This is a genomic window from Streptomyces sp. NPDC101132 (assembly GCF_044759225.1).
GTDB lineage: Bacteria > Actinomycetota > Actinomycetes > Streptomycetales > Streptomycetaceae > Streptomyces.
This window is the reverse complement of the sequence record NZ_JBIVYX010000010.1, coordinates 17,422-40,003: the sequence shown is the minus strand read 5'-3', so window position 1 is coordinate 40,003 and position 22,582 is coordinate 17,422. Positions and strand designations below refer to the sequence as shown.

The window sequence follows — 22,582 nt, the reverse complement described above, 5'->3', positions numbered from 1 at the left end:
CGCAATTGGCCCCCCCACCCCGATAACACTTGGGGGGCCCCCCCCCCCCCCCACACCCCCCCGCAGCCCGGGGGGGGGGGGGGCGCGGGGCGGGGGGGGGGCCCCCGCCCCCCCCCCCCGCGCGCCTCGGTCAGACCTTGGTGCGGCCGGTCTTGTACAGCTTGGCCGCGAGCGAGGAGACGTCCTCCAGGGAGGCGCTGGCTCCGCCGAGCAGCGTTACGGCCGGGTCCATCACGTTGATGGCGGCCATGGTCGAGTAATCACCCCATGCGCAAGTCGGGATCTGCGCCTCCTTGGGGCCGTTCTTCAGAGTGCCGTCGCCCTTGGGGTTGGTGAGCTTGATGTTGGCGCACTTGAGCACGGCGCCCTCGAACCCGTCCGGCTGGAACTCGCGCGGGCTTCCGACGACTTCGAACTTCACGTCCGGCATCAGCGGGTTCGGCTTCTTGCCGACGCTGTCGAAGTAGTTGTCGACCGTGGCCTCGGGGTCCGAGATCTGGCCCCACATGCCGTTCGCCGACAGCTGCTTCGCCTTCTTGCTCGTGCCGTTCGAGTACTGCACGAAGGTGCTGTGGGCGTCCTTGATGCCCAGAGCTTCGGCCTCGGTCTTGCTCTCACCCTGCATCGGCGTGTCCTGCGGCTTCCCGGCGCCCGCCGGCAGCTTGTAGTTGTCCACCGAGGCGGGGAACGCCAGCTTGTAGCCCTTGGTGTCGTCCGAGATCGACGCGCCGCTGCCCTTCAGGAACCACCACGCGCCGCCGGCCACGACGGCCAGGACCACCACGACCGCCAGGACCGCGCCGCCCTTGCCCTTCTTCGGCGGGGCCGGGGGCTGCATGCCGTACGGCGGCTGCGGCTGGCCCGGGAACTGCTGCTGCGGCGGGTAGGCGTAGCCCTGCTGCGGCGGGACGCCCTGGGGGGCCTGCTGCGGGTAGCCGTACCCGGGAGCGGGCTGACCGGGCTGCTGCGGGTACCCGTACCCCGGCTGCGGTGCCGGCGGCTGCTGCCCGTACGGGTTCGGCTGGCCGCCGTACGGCCCCGGCTGCTGGGGACCCGGCCCGCCGTACGGGCCCGGCTGGTTGTAGCTCATGTCCTGCGTTCCCCTCCAGGATTCCTTTATCTACTGCTGACATCCTGGCGGAAGCCGCGCGCCGCGACGGCGCCGGGGCCCTGCGGATTCGGTGATCAGTACGAGACCGTTACCGCACGTGCGGGGTGCGATACGCGCATCTGAGGGCCTTCCGGTGCGTTCCGGACACATCCGGCGCGATCGCGGCTTCGCGGGCCAACTGCCACCGCCGGCGCGGCCCCTGCGCGGGCGCCGGTATCGATTCGATTCGGGGGCGAGCCCGCCTCTAAACTGTGTCCGTGACCGAGAACACGCAGACACCCAGCAGCCCCAACTCCGAACTGCCGACCCAGTACGCGCCGGCCGAGGTAGAGGGGAAGCTCTACGAGCGCTGGGTAGAGCGCGGTTACTTCGAGGCCGACGAGAACAGCGACAAGCCCGCCTACACCATCGTCATCCCGCCGCCGAACGTCACCGGCAGCCTGCACCTCGGGCACGCCTTCGAGCACACGCTGATCGACGCCCTCACGCGCCGCAAGCGCATGCAGGGCTACGAGACGCTGTGGCAGCCCGGCATGGACCACGCCGGCATCGCGACCCAGAACGTCGTCGAGCGCGAGCTCGCCAAGGAGGGCAAGTCCCGCCACGACCTGGGCCGTGAGGCATTCGTCGAGCGCGTCTGGCAGTGGAAGGCCGAGTCCGGCGGCCAGATCTCGGGCCAGATGCGCCGCCTCGGTGACGGTGTCGACTGGTCCCGCGAGCGCTTCACCATGGACGAGGGCCTGTCCCAGGCCGTCCAGACCATCTTCAAGAAGCTCTACGACGACGAGCTGATCTACCGCGCCGAGCGCATCATCAACTGGTGCCCGCGCTGCCTCACGGCGATCTCGGACATCGAGGTCGAGTACCAGGACGACGACGGCGAGCTCGTCTCCATCCGGTACGGCGAGGGCGACGCGTCCATCGTCGTCGCGACGACCCGCGCCGAGACGATGCTCGGCGACACCGCCGTCGCCGTCCACCCGGAGGACGAGCGCTACAAGCACCTCGTCGGCACCGAGATCGAGCTGCCGCTGACCGGCCGCCGCATCCCGGTCGTCGCCGACGAGCACGTCGACCCCGAGTTCGGCACCGGTGCCGTCAAGGTCACCCCGGCCCACGACCCCAACGACTTCGAGATCGGCCAGCGCCACGACCTGCCGAGCCTCGCCGTCATGGACGAGCGCGCGGTCATCACGGCCCACGGCCCGTTCCAGGGCCTGGACCGCCTGGAGGCCCGTTCCGCCATCGTCGCCGCGCTGCGCGCCGAGGGCCGGATCGTCGCCGAGAAGCGCCCGTACGTCCACTCCGTCGGCCACTGCTCGCGCTGCAAGACCACCATCGAGCCGCGCCTGTCGATGCAGTGGTGGGTCAAGGTCGGCCCGCTCGCGAAGGCCGCCGGTGACGCGGTCCGCGACGGCAAGGTCAAGATCCACCCGCAGGAGATGGAGAAGCGGTACTTCGACTGGGTCGACAACCTCCACGACTGGTGCATCTCGCGCCAGCTGTGGTGGGGCCACCGCATCCCGGTCTGGTACGGCCCGAACGGCGAGGTCGTCTGCGTCGGACCGGACGAGCAGCCGCCGACGGGTGAGGGCTGGCGCCAGGACACCGACGTCCTCGACACCTGGTTCTCGTCCGGCCTGTGGCCGTTCTCCACGCTCGGCTGGCCGGAGCAGACCCCGAGCCTGGCGAAGTTCTACCCGAACTCCGTCCTGGTCACCGGCTACGACATCCTCTTCTTCTGGGTCGCCCGGATGATGATGTTCGGCCTGTACGCGATGGACGGCACCCCGCCGTTCCACACCATCGCCCTGCACGGCATGGTCCGCGACCAGTTCGGCAAGAAGATGTCGAAGTCCTTCGGCAACGCGGTCAACCCGCTGGACTGGATGAACGAGTACGGCTCCGACGCCGTCCGCTTCACCCTGGCCAACGGCGCCAACCCGGGCGTCGACGTCCCGATCGGCGAGGACTGGGTCAAGGCCTCCCGGAACTTCGCCAACAAGATCTGGAACGCCACCCGCTTCGCGCTGATGAACGGCGCGACGATCGAGGGCGAGCTGCCCCCGGTCGAGCAGCAGTCCGCGACCGACCGCTGGATCCTGTCCCGCCTCAACAAGACCGTCGCGCAGGTCGACGCGTACTACGAGGACTACCAGTTCGCGAAGCTCAGCGACGCGCTCTACCACTTCGCGTGGGACGAGGTCTTCGACTGGTACGTCGAGCTGTCGAAGACCACGTTCTTCGCGGGCGGCGAGCAGGCCAAGGTCTCCGGCCGGGTCCTCGGCGAGGTCCTGGACGTCATGCTGCGCCTGCTGCACCCGGTCGTCCCGTTCGTCACCGAGACGCTCTGGACCACCCTCACGGGCCGCGAGTCGATCGTGATCGCCGAGTGGCCCACGGACAGCGGCTTCCGCGACGAGGCCGCCGAGGCCGAGATCGAGAACCTCCAGCAGGTCGTCACCGAGGTCCGCCGCTTCCGCGCCGACCAGGGCCTCCAGCCGGGCCAGAAGGTCCCGGCCCGCCTCGACCTCGCGGGCACCCCGCTGGCCGCGCACGAGGGTGCGATCCGTCAGCTGCTGCGCCTCCAGCCGGAGGGCGAGGGCTTCAGCGCCACCGCCACCCTGCCGGTTGCCGGCGCCACGGTCGCCCTCGACCTGTCCGGCACGATCGACGTCGCGGCCGAGCGCAAGCGCCTGGCCAAGGACCTCGCCGCGGCCGAGAAGGAGAAGGCGCAGGCGGAGGCCAAGCTGGGGAACGAGGCGTTCCTGGCCAAGGCCCCCGACAACGTCGTGGACAAGATCAAGGGCCGGCTGGCCAAGGCCGAGGCGGACATCGCCCGGATCCAGGCCCAGCTGGCGGCGCTGCCGGCCGCGTAGGGCCCGTACGCACCAAGGGGAAGGCCCCCGCACCCGAGAGGGTGCGGGGGCCTTCCCCGTTCGCGGAGGGTTCCGGGCTAGGCGTCCCGGCGCCGGCGCCACAGCGGGCGGGCCAGTACGCCGGCCACCGCCAGGGCGCCCAGGCCGGTGGCCGCGAGGCCCGGCTTCAGGCCCGGCGGGGTGTACGAGCAGGAGACCCGGTCGGCGCCGGCGCCCAGCGGCACGCCGAGCAGGCCCTGGTACGAGACCGGGGTGCGGGCGGCGCCGCCGTTCACCGAGCAGGTCCAGCCCTGGATCGCCGGGGTGGCGACGACGGCGGTGCCGGTGGCGCCCGCGGGCAGCCGGGCCTCGATGGAGTGGCCGCCGACGTCGACCCGGTCGGGCGCGGGCGAGGCGGAGCGGACGGCCTGGACGGCGGCGTTGAAGGCCTTGGGGTTCAGGCAGCCGACGGCGTCGTCGGGCAGCACCTGGCCGGGCTTGGTGGCGCCGAGGGCGAAGCGAAACGTTCCGTCGGCGGGGACGGTGCCCAGCGGCTTGACGGGGTTGAGGACGACCGGCGGGTGCGCGGTGTTGTTCTGCACCTCGCCGCCGTCGCCCACGGACTGGCCGTAGAACCCGGGCGCGTACAGGAAGGCCTGGTCGCCGGGGGTGCACTGGGCGGAGAAGGTGCTCCAGGCCTCGCCCTTGGCGGGCTGCCCGAGCTGCCGGCCGGCGGGGACGTGGCCGCCGACCGGGCCCTTCTCGTACTTCAGCGCCGGCACGGTGTAGACCTTCGCGCCGAGCGCGGCCTGCCGGTGGGCCCACACGGAGCCGGCCGGGGCGCCGTGCGCCTGGTCGGTACCGGGGGAGCGGAGGCTGAACAGGGGCAGGGCGGGGACGTCGCGGGCGGTGACGCCACGGCCGTCCGGGGCCTTCTCCAGCAGGGTGCCGGTGCCGAACAGCGCGTGCAGGAAGGGGTCGCCGGCGGTGCGCAGGTTGCGCCCGCCCATGGCGTAGCCGATGCCCAGGTCACGCAGGCCGGTGGCGGCCTCCTTGGTGACGTAGCTGCTGTAGTAGCCGCCCGCCTGGACGCCGAGCAGCATCGGGTCGTTGTTGGTGACGAAGAGGCCGGGGGTGATGCCGGTGCGGGAACGGGGCCAGTCCTGGTGGGCGGCGGCCTCGCGGGTGTCGTGGGCCAGCCGGTTCATCGTGGAGGCCTCGGTGTAGCCGCGGCGCGCGGGGTCGAACTCCACGTGGGTGGCGTACACGGCGTACGAGGTGAGGGCGAGGGTGCTCAGGGCCAGGGCGCCGACCACGAGGGTGCGGGCCCAGCGGCGCAGCCCGCCGGCGTACAGCAGGAGCAGCGCGGTGACGACGGCGCCGCCGACGAGGGTGCCCCGGACGGCGTACGTGTTGACGGGCTGGGTGCCGCGGGTCAGCAGCAGCACCCCGCCGAGCAGGACGGCCCCGCCCAGCAGTGCGCGGCGGCGGGGCATGTGGGCGAGGCAGATCCAGGCGGCCATCACCAGGAGCCCGCTGAGGACGAAGCTCTCGCGGAAGGGCGAGCCGTGGGGGAGGGTGAAGCCCTGCCAGACCTTGGCGGTGGGGGTCCACACGAAGGACAGCGCGGTCAGCACGATGAGGACGAGCCAGGCGGCGCGCTCGCGGACGCGGACCCTGGTCTGGAAGGGCAGCGCCAGGACGAGCAGCAGCACGAGCACGCCGGCGAACACGTTGGGCGCGGCGGGCTCGGGCACGGTGCCCGGCAGCAGCAGGCCGAGGAAGGTCAGCGGCTCGGTCGCGACGCTGACGACGTAGCTGTCGGAGGGCTGGGCCTGGGCGCTGGCGAGGCCGGAGACCAGGATGGCCGGGGCGGCCAGCAGCAGGCCGGCGACGGCCATGGTGCTCGCCCGCCCCATGACGCGGCCGCGGGTGCGCCAGTCGGCGTCGGTGACCGCCAGCCGCAGGAGGAGGACCAGGACGGCGCCGATGGTGGCCATGGCGGCGCTGTAGAAGTTGGCGTACCAGCACAGGGCGAAGAAGAGGGTGCCGAGGACCCAGCGGCGCTCGGTGAGGCAGAAGTCGGCGGCGATGCAGAGGAGCGGGAGCGCGACCAGGCCCCACATCCACATGGGGACGATGCCGCCCTCGATCAGGGTCCAGCCGCAGACGGCGTAGCCGGTGCCGAGGAGGGCGCGCAGCCAGGGGGAGCCGGGGCGCAGGCGGCCGAGGAAGACCGTCATGACGGCTGCGGCCAGGCCGGTGCTGAGGAGGGTGACGAGGAAGACGGGGAGGTCGGCGTACTCGCGCGGGAAGAGGCCGGTCAGCAGGGAGAAGGGGTTGGCGAGATAGGTGAAGAACTCGCCGAGGAAGCCGTTGCCGTAGCCGCTCCGCCAGTTGAAGAAGAGGTCGCCCTGGGCGGTGCCGTGCTGGAGGTCCCAGAGGTGGGCGTGGAAGGGCACGTACTGGTTGCGCAGGTCGTTCATGGCCCGCGAGCCCTGCCCGAAGGGGTAGGTGCCGTGGGCGGCCATGCCGATGCAGTACGCCGCCATGGACAGCACCGCCGACGCGAGGGCGGCGGCGGTGCCGCTGCCGCGCAGCCGGCCGGTGAACCGGGTGCCGGTGGCGGGCCGGCCGGGACCCTCCGGCGCAAGGCGCGCCGGGGCGTCGGTGGTTGGAGTCGTCATGGCGGTGGTCCCCGTACGGATCGAGTGTCCGGCCATCCCCCGGCCGAATCCAAAGTCATATCTTAGGGAAAGGCTTGGAAGAGCCGGGCGCCGAACGCCAGGACCACGAGGGCCCCGAGCACCGCGTAGGCGGCCAGCGGCGGCAGCCAGTGCGGGACGGACCGGAGGGTCGAACCGGGCCCCGCCACATGCCGCGTGACGTACCAGAACATCGGGATCATCACCGCCCAGACGGCCGTGCACCAGGGGCAGAGGGCGCCGATGACGTACAGGCACTGAGTGATCAACCACACGGTGAAGGCGAAGCCCGCGGCGAGCCCGCCCCACACCACCCGCCACAGCAGCCGCGGGAACACCGCCCCCAGGAGCAGCGCGAGGCCCAGCGCCGCGAGGGCGCCGAAGCCGGCGAGGCCCAGCAGCATGTTCGGGAAGCCCAGCAGGTTGCCCTGCCACGCGGACATCACGTCGCCGCAGCTGAACACCGCGTTGATGGTGCAGCCCGGCGTGAACAGCGGGTCCTCCAGCGTCCGCAGGCGGTCGTACGTGAGCACGCCGGAGGCCCACAGGCCGACCAGGCCGCCGGCCAGCAGCAGCGAGGCCAGCCCGCGTCCGGTGGGGCGGGTGACGGGGTGGTCGGCGGTCATTTCCCCGACGCTAGGCGGGCCGCCGGCGCCCGCGGCAGAGCGGAAGGGCCGTGACCGGCGGGCCGAAGGTCCCGGAGTCCGCCCGCCGAAGTCCCGGGACGAAGTGCCCTATCTCACGTCATTCGCGGCATTTGCTGGGGCGCCGGACCTTGGATGATGGGGAGCATGTACGGGAAGCCCGGCGGTTCGGCCATCCAGCGGATCCCGGCTGCCGTGCGCCGTCTCACCGACCGCTGGGGCGCCTCCCCGCGGGCCCTCGACGCGCTCACCGCACTCAGCTGCTTCGCCCTGATGGGCCTCGACCTGCCGGGCCTGGCCGCCGCCGACAACTCCCTCAACGGACCCACGGCCGCCCTGGTGCTCGCGGCCGGCGCGGCCACGCTGCTGGTGCGCCGCCGGGCGCCCTGGCTCGCGTACCTGACGGCACTCCTCTTCATCGGCTGGCTGCACGAGCTGACGCTCATCCAGTTCGCCCTCTACTCCCTGGGCCGCTTCCGGGGCCGCCGCGCCGCGATCGTGGCCACGGCCGGCTACGTCGGCTACGCGTACCTCCTCTTCAACCTCCCCGGCTGGCCCGCCGACCGGGCCGACACCCTCAGCGCCTTCCTCGGCCTGGTCGTGCCGATCGGCGTGCTCGCCGCGGCCGTCGGCATCGCCGCGTACCGGCAGGACCTGGTGCGCGAGCTCGACGCGCGGCGCGCCGAGGCCGCCGTGCTCCAGGCCGTCCAGCAGGAGCGCACCTCCGTCGCCCGCGACGTCCACGACTTCGTCGGCCGGGAGCTGACCCTGCTCACCGTGCGCTCCGAGGTCCTCGCCCTGCGGGCGCGCGGCCAGTCGTACGAGAAGGACTTCGACGAGCTCGCCGAGACCGCCCGCCGCGCCCACCTGGTCCTGAACGACATCATCGTGCTGCGCGGGGAGCGGGTCTCCACCCCGGGCGTGGACGGGCTGCCGGCGCTGGCGGAGGAGAGCGGCCGGGCCGGATCGCCCGTACGGCTCCGGGTCGACCAGGCCGGCCACTCCCTGTCGCCCCTGCGGCAGGCCGCCGTCTACCGCGTGGTCCAGGAGTGCCTGACCAACGCCGCCAAGCACGCCCGGGGCCAGACCATCGACGTCTCGATCGCGGCCGACGGCCCCCAGCTGCGGATCGCCGTCAGGAACCCGCTGCCGCCCCGCGACCGGGCCGGCCGTGCCCCCGTCTCGTCCGGATCGGGCACGGCCAGCATGGCGGAGCGGGTCGGCAGCCTCGGCGGCACCCTGACGGCCACGCGCACGGAGGACGCCTACGAGGTCGTCGCGACGCTGCCCCGGGGCTAGTCCCTGTCTTTCGGATCAGGCCCCGCGAGCCCTGCCTGATCCGAAAGACAGGGCCTAGACCTTCGAGGCGGCCGGCAGAGTGGTCAGCGCGTCCAGGTCCTCCACGCACTTCCCCGAGCCCAGCGCCACGCAGTCCAGCGGGTCGTCCGCCACGAAGACCGGGATGCCCGTGGCCGAGGCCAGCCGCAGGTCCAGGCCCGGGAGCAGCGCGCCCCCGCCGGTCAGCACGATGCCGTGCTCCATCACGTCGCCGGACAGCTCCGGCGGGCAGTCCTCCAGGGTCGCCCTGACCGCCTCGACGACCGCCTGCACCGGCTCGTCCAGCGCGGCCCGCACGTCCGGCGCCGTCAGGGAGAGCGTCCGCGGCATCCCGCCGACCTTCTCCCGCCCCCGCACGGTGAACGCCGCCGTCTCCAGCTCCGGCCGGTCCGGCACCGGCCAGGCCGAGCCGATGGCCACCTTCACGTCCTCCGCGGTGCGCTCGCCGACCAGCAGCCCGTGCTCCCTGCGGACGAAGTCCATGATCGCGGCGTCCATCCGGTCGCCCCCGACCCGCAGCGACCGGGACGTGACGATCCCGCCCAGCGAAATCACCGCGACCTCGGTGGTGCCCCCGCCGATGTCCACCACCATCGACCCGCGCGGCTCCGACACCGGCAGCCCCGCCCCGATCGCCGCCGCCATCGGCTCCTCGATCAGGTGCACCGCCCGCGCGCCCGCCCGCGTGGAGGCGTGCACGATGGCCCGTCGCTCCACCGGCGTCACCCCGCTCGGCACGCACACCACCATCCGGGTGCGCGGCCGGCGCCCCGGCACGGCCTTGCGCACGAAGTGCCGGATCATCTCCTCGGCCGCCTCGTAGTCGCAGATCACCCCGTCCTTCAGGGGACGGATCGCGGTGATGGAACCGGGGGTGCGGCCGATCGTCTCCTTCGCCTCGGCCCCCACGGCCAGCGCGGCGGTCGTGCCCGCCTTGACCGCGACCACGGACGGCTCATTCAGCACGATCCCGTGCCCCCTGGCGTAGACGAGGGTGTTCGCGGTCCCCAGGTCGATGCCGATGTCGCGGCTGGAAGCCGTCTTGTTGGTGCTGGCCTGCGGCATTTGTTCCCCAATCCTTTGCCGCAAGGCTTGCATAACGATCCGGCCGCTCTTCCGGCCGAAGGTCCCGAAACGGCCGGGCCCGAAGTCCCGACGGCCCCCGTCCGTAGACTGGACCCCGTGAGTGAGCAGCCCGAGGCCAACGACCGTTTTGACGATTCCGGCATGTTCGACGAGATCGTCGACGCGGAGACCGACCGCGACCCCGACCTGGCGGTGATCGAGGCCGGCAGCCGCACCCTGCGGACCCAGGCCGGGCCGCCGCAGGGCGACCCCGTACCGACCCGCCCGCAGGACCCCGAGGTCGACAAGGCGCTGCGCGAGGTCGAGCAGGAGCTCGCCTCCCGCTGGGGCGAGACGAAGCTGGAGCCCTCGGTCACCCGCATCGCGGCCCTGATGGACGTCCTGGGCGAGCCCCAGCGCGCCTACCCCTCCATCCACGTCACCGGCACCAACGGCAAGACCAGCACGGCCCGCATGATCGAGGCCCTGCTCGCCGCCTTCGACCTGCGCACCGGCCGGTACACCAGCCCCCACGTGCAGATGATCACCGAGCGGATCAGCCTGGACGGCGCCCCGATCGAGGCCGAGCGCTTCGTCGAGACGTACCGCGACCTGAAGCCGTACATCGAGCTGGTCGACGACCGCGAGGACTACCGCCTGTCGTTCTTCGAGGTCATGACCGGCATGGCGTACGCGGCCTTCGCCGACGCCCCGGTCGACGTGGCCGTGGTCGAGGTCGGCATGGGCGGCACCTGGGACGCCACCAACGTCATCGACGGCTCGGTCGCCGTGATCACCCCGATCAGCCTCGACCACACCGACCGCCTCGGCGGCACCACCGGTGAGATCGCCCAGGAGAAGGGCGGCATCATCAAGCAGGACGCCACCGTGATCCTGGCCCAGCAGCCGGTCGACGCGGCCCAGGCCCTGCTCAAGCGGGCCGTGGAGGTCGACGCCACGGTGGCCCGCGAGGGCATGGAGTTCGGCGTGGTCTCCCGCGAGGTGGCCGTCGGCGGCCAGCTCCTCACGCTGCGCGGACTCGGCGGCGAGTACCAGGAGGTCTTCCTCCCCCTGTACGGCGCCCACATGGCTGCCAACGCCGCGGTCGCCCTCGCCGCCGTCGAGGCCTTCTTCGGCATCGGCGCCGAGCACGCCCGCCCGCTGGACGTCGACACCGTGCGCCGCGCCTTCGCCTCGGTCACCTCGCCCGGCCGCATGGAGGTGGTCCGGCGCAGCCCCACCGTCGTGCTCGACGCCGCGCACAACCCGGCCGGCGCCCGCGTGACGGCCGAGGCGGTCACCGAGTCCTTCGGCTTCAGCCGGCTGGTCGGCGTGGTCGCCGCGAGCGACGGCAAGGACATCCGCGGCGTGCTGGAGGCCTTCGAGCCGATCTTCGCCGAGGTCGTGGTGACCCAGAACTCCACCCAGCGCGCGATCGGGGCGGACGAGCTGGCCGCCCTGGCGGTCGAGGTCTTCGGAGCCGACCGGGTGCAGGTCGAGCCGCGCCTGGACGACGCCATCGAGGCGGCGATCACGCTGGCCGAGGAAGAGGCGGAGTACGGAGGGGCCGGCGTCCTGGTGACCGGCTCGGTGTTCACGGTCGGCGAGGCCCGGCTGCTGCTGAAGAGGGACTGAGGGAAGACATGCGGACGCTGTGCGCATCCACGCTGATCGGCGAGTTCTTCGTGATCGGCTTCGCCGGACTGGTCGCCATGAAGGGCGACCTGTCCGCCGCCACCGTCTGGACGGTGTGCGGGATCGGCATGCTGCTGACCGTGCTGCTGTGCGGGATGCTGTCCCGCCCCGGCGCGGTCCAGATCGGCTGGGCCCTCCAGGCCGGCCTGATCGCCAGCGGCTTCGTCGTCCCCACCATGTTCTTCCTGGGTGCCGTCTTCGCCGGCCTGTGGTGGTGCTCGGTGCACTACGGCCGCAAGATCGACGAAGCGAAGGCCCGCTGGGCGGCGCAGAGCGAGGCGCAGGCCTGAGGCTGCGGCGGCCCTCTGCCGCCCGCTCACCTGCGACAGCCGACGTCCGCGTCCCCGTCCGCGCGGGGGTGTCCCCGGCTTGCCCTCGTGCTCGCCGTCGTGCGCATCGCGCTCCCCCGCCGATGCGGGGGCAGGGAGAGAGCGGACGTCGGCGCCCTCTCAGCCGCCTGTAGCCTCTTAGGACCGCACCCGTATGCCGCAAGGAGCCACACCATGACCCAGCGCACTCTCGTCATCCTCAAGCCGGACGCGGTCCGCCGGGGCCTGGTGGGCGAGATCATCGGCCGTATCGAGCGCAAGGCCGGCTGGACCATCCCGGCGATGGAGCTGCGGACCCTCGACCGCGGGATCCTCGAGCAGCACTACGCCGAGCACGTCGGGCGTCCCTTCTACGAGCCCCTGATGGGCTTCATGGCCTCCGGCCCCGTCGTCGTCCTCGTCGTCGAGGGCGAGCGCGCCATCGAGGGCCTGCGGACCCTGGCCGGCCCGACCGACCCGATCGTGGCCACCCCCGGCTCCATCCGGGGCGACTTCGGCACCATCGTGCGCGAGAACCTCATCCACGCCTCGGACTCCGAGGAGTCCGCCGAGCGCGAGCTGAAGCTCTTCTTCCCCTCCCTCGTCTGATCTCGCGTCAGCCATATAGCGCTCATGACCTGGGGCGACCGAAGTAATTTCGGTCGCCCTTCGGTATGGATGGCGGTGCCCGGGAACGCATGGGCCAGACATGTCGTCACCATTAGGGGGGCGGGTACCCGTTCCGGCCGGAAGTGGAGGAGTCCCGTCGCGCGGACTCCGCACCTGCGGCACTACGATGGGACCTCCACCCACACACCCACCTCGCCGACCTGACAGCAGCCGCTCTCAACTGGGAAGGCCAGACGCTCCTCATGGGGAACAAGGGGAACTCAATGTCGTTCATCGGCCGTGACATGGCTGTCGACCTCGGGACCGCCAACACGCTGGTGTACGTGAGGGGCCGGGGGATCGTCCTGAACGAGCCGTCCGTGGTCGCCATCAACACGAACACCGGCGGAATCCTCGCGGTCGGCTCCGAGGCCAAGAAGATGATCGGCCGGACGCCAGGCAACATCGTCGCGGTGCGCCCCCTCAAGGACGGCGTGATCGCCGACTTCGAGATCACCGAGCGCATGCTCCGGTACTTCATCCTCAAGATCCACAAGCGCCGTTACCTGGCCCGCCCCCGCGTCGTCGTCTGCGTGCCCTCCGGGATCACCGGGGTCGAGCGCCGCGCCGTCATCGAGGCGTCCACCCAGGCCGGCGCCCGCCAGGTGCACATCATCGAGGAGCCCATGGCCGCGGCCATCGGCTCGGGCCTGCCCGTGCACGAGGCCACCGGCAACATGGTGGTCGACATCGGCGGCGGCACCACCGAGGTCGCGGTCATCTCCCTCGGCGGAATCGTCACGGCACAGTCCATCCGGGTGGCCGGCGACGAGCTGGACAACGCGATCATCCAGCACATCAAGAAGGAGTACAGCCTCCTCCTCGGTGAGCGCACCGCCGAGCAGATCAAGATCACCATCGGGTCGGCGTACGACCTCGACAAGGACGAGCACACCGAGATCCGCGGCCGCGACCTGGTCTCCGGCCTGCCCAAGACCGTGGTCATCTCCGCGGCCGAGGTGCGCAAGGCCATCGAGGAGCCCGTCAACGCCATCGTCGACGCGGTCAAGACCACGCTCGACAAGTGCCCGCCCGAGCTGTCCGGCGACATCATGGACCGCGGCATCGTCCTCACCGGCGGCGGCGCCCTGCTCCGCGGCCTGGACGAGCGGCTGCGCCGGGAAACCGGAATGCCCATCCACATCGCCGAGGACCCGCTCGACTCCGTCGCGCTCGGTTCCGGCAAGTGCGTCGAGGAGTTCGAGGCGCTCCAGCAGGTGCTGGACGCCCAGCCCCGTCGCTGACGCCGCCCGCTCTTCTTTGACAGCGCATTGACAATGCCCCCGATCAGGGGATACCGGAAACACACAGATCCGCCGTACGGGTGCTACCGCGCCCGTGCGGCGGATCGTTGATATACAGGCAAGAGACCTGGTGCGCGCACCGGCTCCCGTGGAGCCCGCCGTGCCGGTACGGATCAAACGGAAGGCACGGCCGCCGCACGTGAGGGACACACGAGAGAGCCGGCTGCTCCTGGTACTGCTGGTCGCCATCGCGTTCGCGCTGATCACGGTGGACATCCGGGCCGGCGAGGAGTCACCGGTCGACGGTGCCCGGCAGGCCGCCGCCGCGGTCTTCGGACCGGTGGAGAAGGGCGTCGCGACCGCCGTCGACCCGGTCGCCAACGCCATAGGCGCGGTACGCGACTCCGGCGAGCGCCACAACCGCATCACCGAACTCGAGCGCGAGAACACCGCCCTGAAGGCGAAGCTCGGCAGCGACGACCGCAACCGCAGCCGCATCCGCGAACTCGACGACATGCTCAAGAAGGCCGGAGCCGGCCAGTACGGCATCAAGGGCGCCGAGGTCATCGCCATAGGAGCGGCCCAGGGCTTCTCCTGGACCGTCACCATCGACGTCGGCACCAAGGACGGCATCCAGCGCGACATGACCGTGCTCAACGGCGACGGACTCGTCGGCCGGGTCACCACGGTCGGCCCGGACACCTCCACCGTCCTGCTGGCCACCGACCCCGACTTCACCGTCGGCACCCGCCTGGAGAAGACCGGCGAGCTCGGCTTCGCCACCGGCCAGGGCGACCACTCCCTCTCCGTCCAGATGCTCAACGGCAAGGCCAGGGTGAAGCCCGGCGACCGGCTCGTCACGTTCGGCTCCCGCGCCAACCGGCCCTTCGTCCCGGGCGTCCCGATCGGCGAGGTGGTCCGCGTCGACCCCGCGGGCGGCGGCCTCACCCGTACCGTCTTCGTCCGCCCGTACGTCGGCTTCTCCCGCCTCGACATCGTCGGCGTGGTCGTGATGCCCCCGCGCACCGACCCGCGCGACGCCGTCCTGCCGGCCAAGCCGGCACCGCCCAAGCCCACCCCGACGGTCACCGTGACGGTCACCCCCAGCGCGCGTGCCGGCGCCGGGGAAGACGCCGGTCAGCCGGCCGACGAGTAGGAGACCGCCATGCGCTTCAACCGGATCCTGCTCGCGACCACCCTCGTCGTGGTCGCGCTCGTCGTCCAGGTCACCGTCCTCGCCCGCCTCCAACTGCCCGGCGCCGTGCCCGACCTGGTGCTGCTGACCGTCGTCGCCCTCGCACTCGTCTACGGACACACCAGCGGCGCGCTCATCGGCTTCGGCGCGGGCCTGCTCTCCGACCTCGCCCCGCCCGCCGACCACGCCGCCGGCCGGTACGCCCTCGTCCTGTGCGTCGTCGGCTACCTCTGCGGACTGGTCCGGCCCTCCGACGGCCGCTTCCGGTCCGCCTGGGGCCCGATGCTCACCGTGGTGGCGGCCGCCGTCGGCTCCACCCTCCTCTACGGGGCGGTGGGCGCCCTCGTCGGCGACGACGCCGCCCGCCACGTGGGCCTCACCGGGCTGCTGTTCAGCGCCGCCCTCTACGACCTGCTGCTCGCGCCCTTCACCGTGCCGCTCATCATGGCGCTGGCCCGGCGGGCGGAGAGCGACCCGATGGCCGTCGAGGCCAACGCCGGGCCCGCGCAGGGCACCGACGTGGCCTCCGGCTGGCTCTCCGGCGGCACCGGCCTGCGCATCGGCGGCCGGCGCAACGGCCTGCGGATCAAGGCGGCCCGCAGCAGAGCCTCGAACGCCGGCCGCATAAAGGGCATCAAGAGCGCGAAGAAGCTCTGAGGGGGAGCGCGTGACCAACATCCCGGAGACCGGACGCACCCCCCGGGTGCAGATCCGGCTCGGCATCATCCAGGTGATCGTCTTCTCGCTGCTGCTCACGCTCGGCGGGCGGCTCTGGTACCTCCAGATCCGCAACGGCGACGAGTACACGGCCGAAGCGAAGGGCAACCACGTCCAGCGGGTCGTCCAGCCCGCCGTCCGCGGGCCGATCCTCGACGCCCGCGGCGTCCCGCTGGCCGACAACGAGACCCGCCTCGTCGTCTCCGCCAGCCGCACCGAGCTGATGCGGATAAAGGACCGGGGCAAGGCCGTGCTCACCCGCCTCGCCGGCGTCCTGGACATGACCCCCAAGGAGGTCATGGACAAGATCAGGCTCTGCGACTCCGAGACCCCCAAGCCCTGCTGGAACGGCTCCCCCTACCAGCCGATCCCGGTCACCACGGAGGCCACCACCCAGCAGGCGCTGCAGATCCGCGAGCGCCCCGAGGACTTCCCCGGCATCACCGCCGAGCCCACCGCCGTGCGCCGCTACGCCGCCCCCGGCGGGGCCCGGACCGCACAGGTGCTGGGCTACCTCTCGCCGGTCACCGACGACGAGATCCAGAAGGCCAAGGAGACCGACTCCCCGCACCTGCGCTCCGACCAGGTCGGCCGCTCCGGCATCGAGCGCACGTACGACAAGGAGCTGCGCGGCAAGGCGGGCGTCACCAGCTACGAGGTCGACAACCTCGGCCGCGTCATGGGCGAGGCCGAGTCCGACCCCGGCGTGCCCGGCTCCACGCTCGTCACCAGCATCGACGCGCGGGTCCAGGCCGTCGCCGAGTACGAGCTGGCCCAGGCGATGAAGACCGTGCGCCAGGAGACCGACAAGATCACCGGCCGCAAGTACGAGGCCGACGCGGGCGCCGTCGTCGTCATGGAGTCCAGGACCGGGCGCGTCGTGGCCATGGCCTCCCAGCCCGACTACGACCCCAACGCCTGGGTCGGCGGCATCTCCGCCAAGGACTACGCCAAGCTGACCAGCAAGAACTCCAACTACCCGCTGCTCAACCGGGCCATCCAGGGCCAGGCGCCCGCCGGCTCCGTGTTCAAGGTGGTCTCCGCGAGCGCCGCGGTCCGCGCCGGGTACGACTTCAACGACAAGTACGACTGCAGCGCCTCGTACAGCATGGGCAACCGCAGCTTCGCGAACTTCGAGTCCAAGGGGCACGGCCCCATCACCCTCGGCGACGCCCTCAAGTTCTCCTGCAACACCGTCTTCTACCGCCTGGGCCACCAGGAGTGGCAGCGCGACGGCGGCCTCAAGCCCAAGAAGAACGCCCACGACTGGTTCTACCGGACCGCCCGTGAGTTCGGCTTCGGCGGCGAGACCGGCATCGACGTGCCCAACGAGGTCAAGGGCCGCATCCCGGACCGCCAGTGGAAGAAGGCCTTCTGGGAGGCCAACAAGGACGCCTGGTGCAAGCAGGGCAAGAAGGGCGGCACCTACGTCGAGCAGATCGCGTACGAGAGCTGCCTCGAAGGCAACCAGCTCAAGGCCTTCGACAGCATCAACTTCGCCATCGGCCAGGGCGACGTCCTGATCACCCCGATCCAGCTGGCGACCGCCTACTCGGCCATCAGCAACGGCGGCACCCTCTACACCCCGACCATCGGCAAGGCCGTGATCAGCCCCGACGGCAAGACGATCCACGAGATCAGGCCAACCCCGCACGGCAGGCTGCCGGTCGACGCCGCGACGATCAGGGACCTGGACAAGGGACTGCGTTCCGTCGTCGAACCCGGCGGTACCGCCGCCTGGCGCTTCGGCGGCTGGCCGCAGGACCGCATCCCCATGCACGCCAAGACCGGCACCGCCCAGGTCTACGGCAAGCAGACCACCTCCTGGCTGGCGACGTACACCAGGGACTTCACGATCATCATGACCATCTCCCAGGGCGGCACCGGCTCCGGAGCCTCCGGACCCGCCGTCCGCAACATCTACGACGCCATCTACGGCCTCGACGACGCCGGCAACCAGGACCTCAAGCGGGCCCTGCTGCCGCAGCCGCAGAAGGCCCTGCCGAAGATCCTGCCCGACGGCACCATCGAGGCGCCCGAGATCAAGCCGTACGACCCGGACGCCCAGAAGGTCGACCCCGGAGAGAAGGGCGACGGGCTGCCGGCGCTCGCGGGTCCGCCCGCCCACCTGAGGGACTGACCCGATGACCGCACCCCACGGATTCTCCGTCTCCCGCTACGCACCGGAGCGCGGGCCGCTGGCGAAGCTCACCGCCCGCGACTCCGTGCTGCGCCGGCTGGACTGGCCGATCCTGCTGTCCAGCCTCGGCCTGTCGCTGCTGGGCGCCCTGCTGGTGTGGTCCGCCACCCGCGGCCGCACGGAGCTCAACCAGGGCGACCCGTACTACTTCCTGTTCCGGCACGCCCTGAACACCGGCATCGGGCTCGTCCTGATGATCGGCACGGTCTGGCTCGGCCACCGCACCCTGCGCGGGGCGGTGCCGGTGCTCTACGGCATCTCGATCCTGCTGATCCTCGCCGTCCTCACCCCGCTCGGCGCGACCATCAACGGCGCCCACGCCTGGATCGTCATCGGCGGCGGCTTCTCGCTCCAGCCCAGCGAGTTCGTCAAGATCACGATCATCCTGATCATGGCGATGCTGCTGTCCGCCCGCGTCGACGCGGGCGACCTGCCCCACCCGGACCACCGCACCGTCGCCAAGGCGCTGTGCCTCGCCGCGCTCCCCATGGGCATCGTCATGCTGATGCCCGACCTCGGCTCGGTGATGGTCATGGTGGTGATCGTCCTCGGCGTGCTGCTGGCCTCCGGCGCCTCCAACCGCTGGGTCCTCGGCCTGATCCTGGCCGGGGCGACCGGCGCGGCCCTCGTCGCCGCGCTCGGCGTGCTCGACGAGTACCAGATCAACCGCTTCGCGGCCTTCGCCAACCCCGAGCTCGACCCCTCGGGCGTCGGCTACAACACGAACCAGGCCCGCATCGCGATCGGCTCCGGCGGCCTCTACGGCGCCGGGCTGTTCAACGGCCACCAGACCAGCGGCCAGTTCGTGCCCGAGCAGCAGACCGACTTCATCTTCACCGTGGCGGGCGAGGAGCTCGGCTTCCTCGGCGCCGGACTGATCATCCTGCTGCTCGGCGTGATCCTCTGGCGGGCCTGCCGGATCGCCCGCGAGACCACCGAGCTCTACGGCACGGTCGTGGCCGCCGGCATCATCGCGTGGTTCGCCTTCCAGTCCTTCGAGAACATCGGGATGACGCTCGGCATCATGCCGGTGGCGGGCCTGCCGCTGCCGTTCGTCTCGTACGGCGGGTCCTCGATGTTCGCGGTCTGGGTGGCGATCGGACTGCTCCAGTCGATCAGGGTCCAGCGGCCGATGTCCGCCTGAGGCGGCACGGCCGGGGGCCGAAATCGACGTAACGTTCACAAGATGAGCTGATGAAGACTAAGTTCGGTCTATGGCGGACACGAAGCGCGAGATCGAGCGGAAATTCGAGTTCACACAAGCCAAGAAGCGACAGCGACAGCTGCCCGACCTGACCGGGACCGCGGACGTCGCCGAGGTCGTGCCGCAGGGCACGGCCGACCTCGACGCCGTCTACTACGACACCACCGACCAGCGGCTCGCCGCCGACGGCCTCACCCTCCGCCGCCGCACCGGCGGCGAGGACGCCGGCTGGCACCTCAAGCTCCCCGTAGCCCCCGGCGTGCGGGACGAGATCCGCGCCCCCCTCAGCGACACCGTCCCCCGGTCCCTCGCGGCACTCGTCCGCTCCCGGATCCGCGACGCCGAACTGGTCCCCCTCGTACGCCTCCGCTCCTCCCGCGAGATCCGGCACCTCAAGGCCGCCGACGGAGCCCTCCTCGCCGAGGTCAGCACCGACGCCGTACGGGCCGAGCGGCTCGCGGAGCCCCGCGCCACCGCCCGGTGGACCGAAGTCGAGGCCGAGCTGGCCGACGGGGTCGACCCCGCCTTCCTGGACGCCGTCGAGAAACGGTTCCGCAAGGCCGGGCTCAAGGTCTCCGACGCCCCCTCCAAGCTCGCCCGCGCCCTGGCCGAGACCGCCCCCGCGCCCGCCCCCTCCTCCCCGCCCGCACCCCCGGACGCCCCCGCACCGGGCACCGCCGGCGCGTACGTCCTGGACTACCTGCGCGAACAGGTCGACGCCCTGGTCTCCTACGACCCGGCCGTCCGCCGCGACCTCCCCGACTCCGTCCACCAGATGCGCGTCGCCGCACGCCGGCTGCGCAGCGCCCTCAAGACCTACCGCAAGGTCCTGGACCGCACGGCCACCGATCCGCTCGCCGAGGAACTGCGCTGGCTCGGCGGCGAACTCGGCGTCGACCGGGACCAGGAGGTCCTGATGGACCGCCTCCAGACCCGGCTCGGCGAACTGCCCCGCACCCTCCTCCTCGGCCCGGTCCGCGGCCGGCTCCGGATCTGGAACGCCGCCCGGCGCACCGGCTCCCGCCGCCGCGCCGTCGGAGTGCTCGACAGCGCCCGCTACCTCACGCTGCTGCACTCCCTCGACCGCCTGCTGGCCGAACCGCCGCTGCTCCCGGACGCCGCCCGCGCCCCGCGGAAGGTGCTGGCCAAGGCGGTGCTGCGGGACTACGGACGGCTCGCGGAGCGGGTGGACCACGCCCTCGCGATGGACCCCGGGCACGAGCGCGACCTCGCCCTGCACGACGCCCGCAAGGCCGCCAAGCGGGCCCGGTACGCCGCCGAGGCCGCCACCCCGGCCCTCGGCAAGCCCGCGAAGCGGCTGGCCAAGCGGCTGAAGAAGGTGCAGACGCTGCTGGGCGACCACCAGGACGGCGTGGTGGCCCGCGAGGCCCTGCGGGGGCTGGCCGCGCAGGCGTACGGCGCCGGCGAGTCGGCGTTCACCTGGGGTCTGGTGTTCGGACGCGAGGAGGCCCTGGGCGACCTCAGGGAGCGCGAACTGCCCGCCGTGTGGAAGAAGGCCTCCGATCCGGCGCTCAGGGCCGCCCTCCGGTCCTGATCTTGCGGCAGGGGGCCGCCTCCACTCGGGTTACGCTAGATAGTCGCCCCCTGCCGCCCACGAAGGTTCCAGATGTCCGAGTCGGTCTTCCCACAGCTCGAAGCGCTGCTCCCGCATGTGCAGAAGCCCATCCAGTACGTCGGCGGAGAGCTCAACTCCACGGTCAAGCCGTGGGAGAGCTGCGACGTCCGGTGGGCCCTCATGTACCCCGACGCCTACGAGGTCGGCCTGCCCAACCAGGGCGTCATGATCCTCTATGAGGTACTGAACGAGCAGGAGGGCGTCCTCGCCGAGCGCACGTACAGCGTGTGGCCCGACCTCGAAGCCCTGATGCGCGAGCACCGGGTGCCCCAGTTCACGGTGGACAGCCACCGGCCCGTCGGCGCGTTCGACGTCTTCGGCCTGTCCTTCTCCACCGAGCTGGGCTACACCAACATGCTCACGGCCCTGGACCTGGCGGGCATCCCGCTGTCGGCCCGGGACCGCGGCATCGACGACCCGATCGTCCTGGCCGGCGGCCACGCGGCCTTCAACCCGGAGCCGATCGCGGAGTTCATCGACTGCGCGGTCATCGGCGACGGCGAGCAGGCCGTCCTCGACATGACGAAGATCATCCGCGAGTGGAAGGCCGAGGGCCGTCCCGGCGGCCGCGAGGAGGTCCTCCTCCGCCTCGCCAAGACCGGCGGCGTCTACGTGCCGGGCTTCTACGACGTCGAGTACCTCCCGGACGGCCGTATCGGCCGCGTCGTCCCGAACCGCTCCGGCGTGCCGTGGCGCGTGTCCAAGCACACCGTCATGGACCTCGACGAGTGGCCGTACCCGAAGCAGCCGCTGGTGCCGCTCGCCGAGACGGTCCACGAGCGGATGTCCGTCGAGATCTTCCGCGGCTGCACCCGCGGCTGCCGCTTCTGCCAGGCCGGCATGATCACGCGCCCCGTGCGGGAGCGAAGCATCACCGGCATCGGCGAGATGGTGGAGAAGGGTCTCAAGGCGACGGGCTTCGAGGAGGTCGGCCTCCTCTCCCTCTCCTCCGCGGACCACACGGAGATCGCGGACATCGCGAAGGGCCTGGCGGACCGCTACGAGGACGAGAAGGTGGGCCTGTCCCTGCCCTCGACCCGGGTGGACGCGTTCAACGTCGACCTGGCCAACGAGCTGACCCGCAACGGCCGCCGGTCCGGCCTCACCTTCGCCCCCGAGGGCGGCTCCGAGCGCATGCGCAAGGTCATCAACAAGATGGTCTCGGAGGAGGACCTGATCCGCACCGTCGCCACGGCGTACGGCAACGGCTGGCGCCAGGTGAAGCTGTACTTCATGTGCGGCCTGCCGACGGAGACCGACGAGGACGTCCTCCAGATCGGCGACATGGCGGTCAACGTGATCGCCAAGGGCCGCGAGGTCTCCGGCCAGAACGACATCCGCTGCACGGTCTCGATCGGCGGCTTCGTGCCGAAGCCCCACACCCCGTTCCAGTGGGCCCCGCAGCTCTCGGCGGAGGAGACGGACGCCCGTCTGGAGAAGCTCCGCGACAAGATCCGCGGCGACAAGAAGTACGGCCGCTCCATCGGCTTCCGGTACCACGACGGCAAGCCTGGCATCGTCGAGGGCCTCCTCTCCCGCGGCGACCGCCGCATCGGCGACGTCATCCGCGCCGTGTACGAGGACGGCGGCCGCTTCGACGGCTGGCGCGAGCACTTCTCGTACGACCGCTGGATGCGCGCGGCGGAGAAGGCCCTCCCCGACCACGGCGTGGACGTCGCCTGGTACACGACGCGCGAGCGCACCTACGAGGAGGTCCTGCCCTGGGACCACCTGGACTCGGGCCTGGACAAGGACTGGCTCTGGGAGGACTGGCAGGACGCCCTCGACGAAACCGAGGTCGAGGACTGCCGCTGGACCCCGTGCTTCGACTGCGGCGTGTGTCCTCAGATGGACACCCACATCCAGATCGGCCCCACCGGCAAGAAGCTCCTGCCGCTGACGGTCGTGAAGTAGCCGCAGGCTGACGCCGCATATGCCCCCTCACCGGGAACGGTGAGGGGGCATATGTGTTCGTGTGGCAGTGAATTGTTCG

Annotated in this window: 16 protein-coding genes; 12 read left to right on the top strand and 4 right to left on the bottom strand. The window is 71.6% G+C overall.

Going from position 1 to position 22,582, the window contains the following annotated elements; translation table 11 throughout:
• Positions 1-130 precede the first annotated feature (130 nt).
• Positions 131-1,090: a hypothetical protein gene (locus ACIQUR_RS23195; RefSeq protein ID WP_403667316.1), complete on the bottom strand. Its 960-nt coding sequence runs from the start codon at positions 1,088-1,090 to the stop codon at positions 131-133.
• Between the two features lie 278 nt (positions 1,091-1,368).
• Here ACIQUR_RS23195 and ACIQUR_RS23190 point away from each other — a divergent pair, with 278 nt between their 5' ends.
• Positions 1,369-3,990, top strand: a complete 2,622-nt coding sequence (locus ACIQUR_RS23190; RefSeq protein WP_403667314.1) for a valine--tRNA ligase — start codon at positions 1,369-1,371, stop codon at positions 3,988-3,990.
• Positions 3,991-4,067: 77 nt separating this feature from the next.
• Here ACIQUR_RS23190 and ACIQUR_RS23185 read toward each other — a convergent pair whose 3' ends face one another.
• The gene (locus tag ACIQUR_RS23185; RefSeq protein ID WP_403667312.1) at positions 4,068-6,656 is read right to left on the bottom strand and encodes a YfhO family protein; all 2,589 of its coding nucleotides are present in this window, start codon (positions 6,654-6,656) and stop codon (positions 4,068-4,070) included.
• 62 nt (positions 6,657-6,718) lie between these two features.
• On the bottom strand, positions 6,719-7,300 hold the full coding sequence (locus tag ACIQUR_RS23180) for a vitamin K epoxide reductase family protein (protein WP_403667309.1): 582 nt from the start codon (positions 7,298-7,300) through the stop codon (positions 6,719-6,721).
• Between the two features lie 165 nt (positions 7,301-7,465).
• On the opposite strand from ACIQUR_RS23180, the gene ACIQUR_RS23175 reads away from it, so the two are divergent.
• On the top strand, positions 7,466-8,617 hold the full coding sequence (locus tag ACIQUR_RS23175; protein WP_403667306.1) for a sensor histidine kinase: 1,152 nt from the start codon (positions 7,466-7,468) through the stop codon (positions 8,615-8,617).
• Positions 8,618-8,671: 54 nt separating this feature from the next.
• Here ACIQUR_RS23175 and ACIQUR_RS23170 read toward each other — a convergent pair whose 3' ends face one another.
• Positions 8,672-9,721, bottom strand: a complete 1,050-nt coding sequence (locus ACIQUR_RS23170; RefSeq protein WP_403667303.1) for a rod shape-determining protein — start codon at positions 9,719-9,721, stop codon at positions 8,672-8,674.
• A gap of 162 nt (positions 9,722-9,883) precedes the next feature.
• Here ACIQUR_RS23170 and ACIQUR_RS23165 point away from each other — a divergent pair, with 162 nt between their 5' ends.
• The 10 genes from ACIQUR_RS23165 to ACIQUR_RS23120 all read left to right on the top strand — a co-directional run bounded on the left by ACIQUR_RS23165 (position 9,884) and on the right by ACIQUR_RS23120 (position 22,503).
• Positions 9,884-11,356 carry a bifunctional folylpolyglutamate synthase/dihydrofolate synthase gene (locus ACIQUR_RS23165; RefSeq protein ID WP_403667928.1) on the top strand — a complete coding sequence of 491 codons (1,473 nt, stop codon included), beginning with the start codon at positions 9,884-9,886 and terminating at the stop codon, positions 11,354-11,356.
• Positions 11,357-11,364: 8 nt separating this feature from the next.
• Positions 11,365-11,706, top strand: a complete 342-nt coding sequence (locus ACIQUR_RS23160; RefSeq protein ID WP_403667300.1) for a DUF4233 domain-containing protein — start codon at positions 11,365-11,367, stop codon at positions 11,704-11,706.
• A gap of 213 nt (positions 11,707-11,919) precedes the next feature.
• Complete coding sequence (ndk, locus tag ACIQUR_RS23155; RefSeq protein WP_403667297.1) at positions 11,920-12,333, top strand: nucleoside-diphosphate kinase; 414 nt, start codon at positions 11,920-11,922, stop codon at positions 12,331-12,333.
• A 284-nt stretch (positions 12,334-12,617) separates the two neighbouring features.
• Positions 12,618-13,637 (top strand): rod shape-determining protein, encoded by a 1,020-nt coding sequence (locus ACIQUR_RS23150; RefSeq protein WP_125647420.1) that lies wholly within the window; start codon positions 12,618-12,620, stop codon positions 13,635-13,637.
• Positions 13,638-13,836: 199 nt separating this feature from the next.
• Positions 13,837-14,793, top strand: coding sequence for a rod shape-determining protein MreC (mreC, locus tag ACIQUR_RS23145; protein ID WP_399950734.1), 957 nt, complete (start codon positions 13,837-13,839; stop codon positions 14,791-14,793).
• A gap of 9 nt (positions 14,794-14,802) precedes the next feature.
• Positions 14,803-15,489 (top strand): rod shape-determining protein MreD, encoded by a 687-nt coding sequence (gene mreD, locus ACIQUR_RS23140; protein WP_399950737.1) that lies wholly within the window; start codon positions 14,803-14,805, stop codon positions 15,487-15,489.
• Positions 15,490-15,499: 10 nt separating this feature from the next.
• Positions 15,500-17,689 (top strand): penicillin-binding protein 2, encoded by a 2,190-nt coding sequence (mrdA, locus tag ACIQUR_RS23135; RefSeq protein ID WP_403667293.1) that lies wholly within the window; start codon positions 15,500-15,502, stop codon positions 17,687-17,689.
• A 4-nt stretch (positions 17,690-17,693) separates the two neighbouring features.
• Positions 17,694-18,893 carry a rod shape-determining protein RodA gene (gene rodA, locus ACIQUR_RS23130; RefSeq protein WP_403667290.1) on the top strand — a complete coding sequence of 400 codons (1,200 nt, stop codon included), beginning with the start codon at positions 17,694-17,696 and terminating at the stop codon, positions 18,891-18,893.
• A gap of 70 nt (positions 18,894-18,963) precedes the next feature.
• Positions 18,964-20,508, top strand: coding sequence for a CHAD domain-containing protein (locus ACIQUR_RS23125; protein WP_403667288.1), 1,545 nt, complete (start codon positions 18,964-18,966; stop codon positions 20,506-20,508).
• A gap of 72 nt (positions 20,509-20,580) precedes the next feature.
• Positions 20,581-22,503 (top strand): TIGR03960 family B12-binding radical SAM protein, encoded by a 1,923-nt coding sequence (locus tag ACIQUR_RS23120; RefSeq protein ID WP_403667285.1) that lies wholly within the window; start codon positions 20,581-20,583, stop codon positions 22,501-22,503.
• Positions 22,504-22,582: the final 79 nt, after the last annotated feature.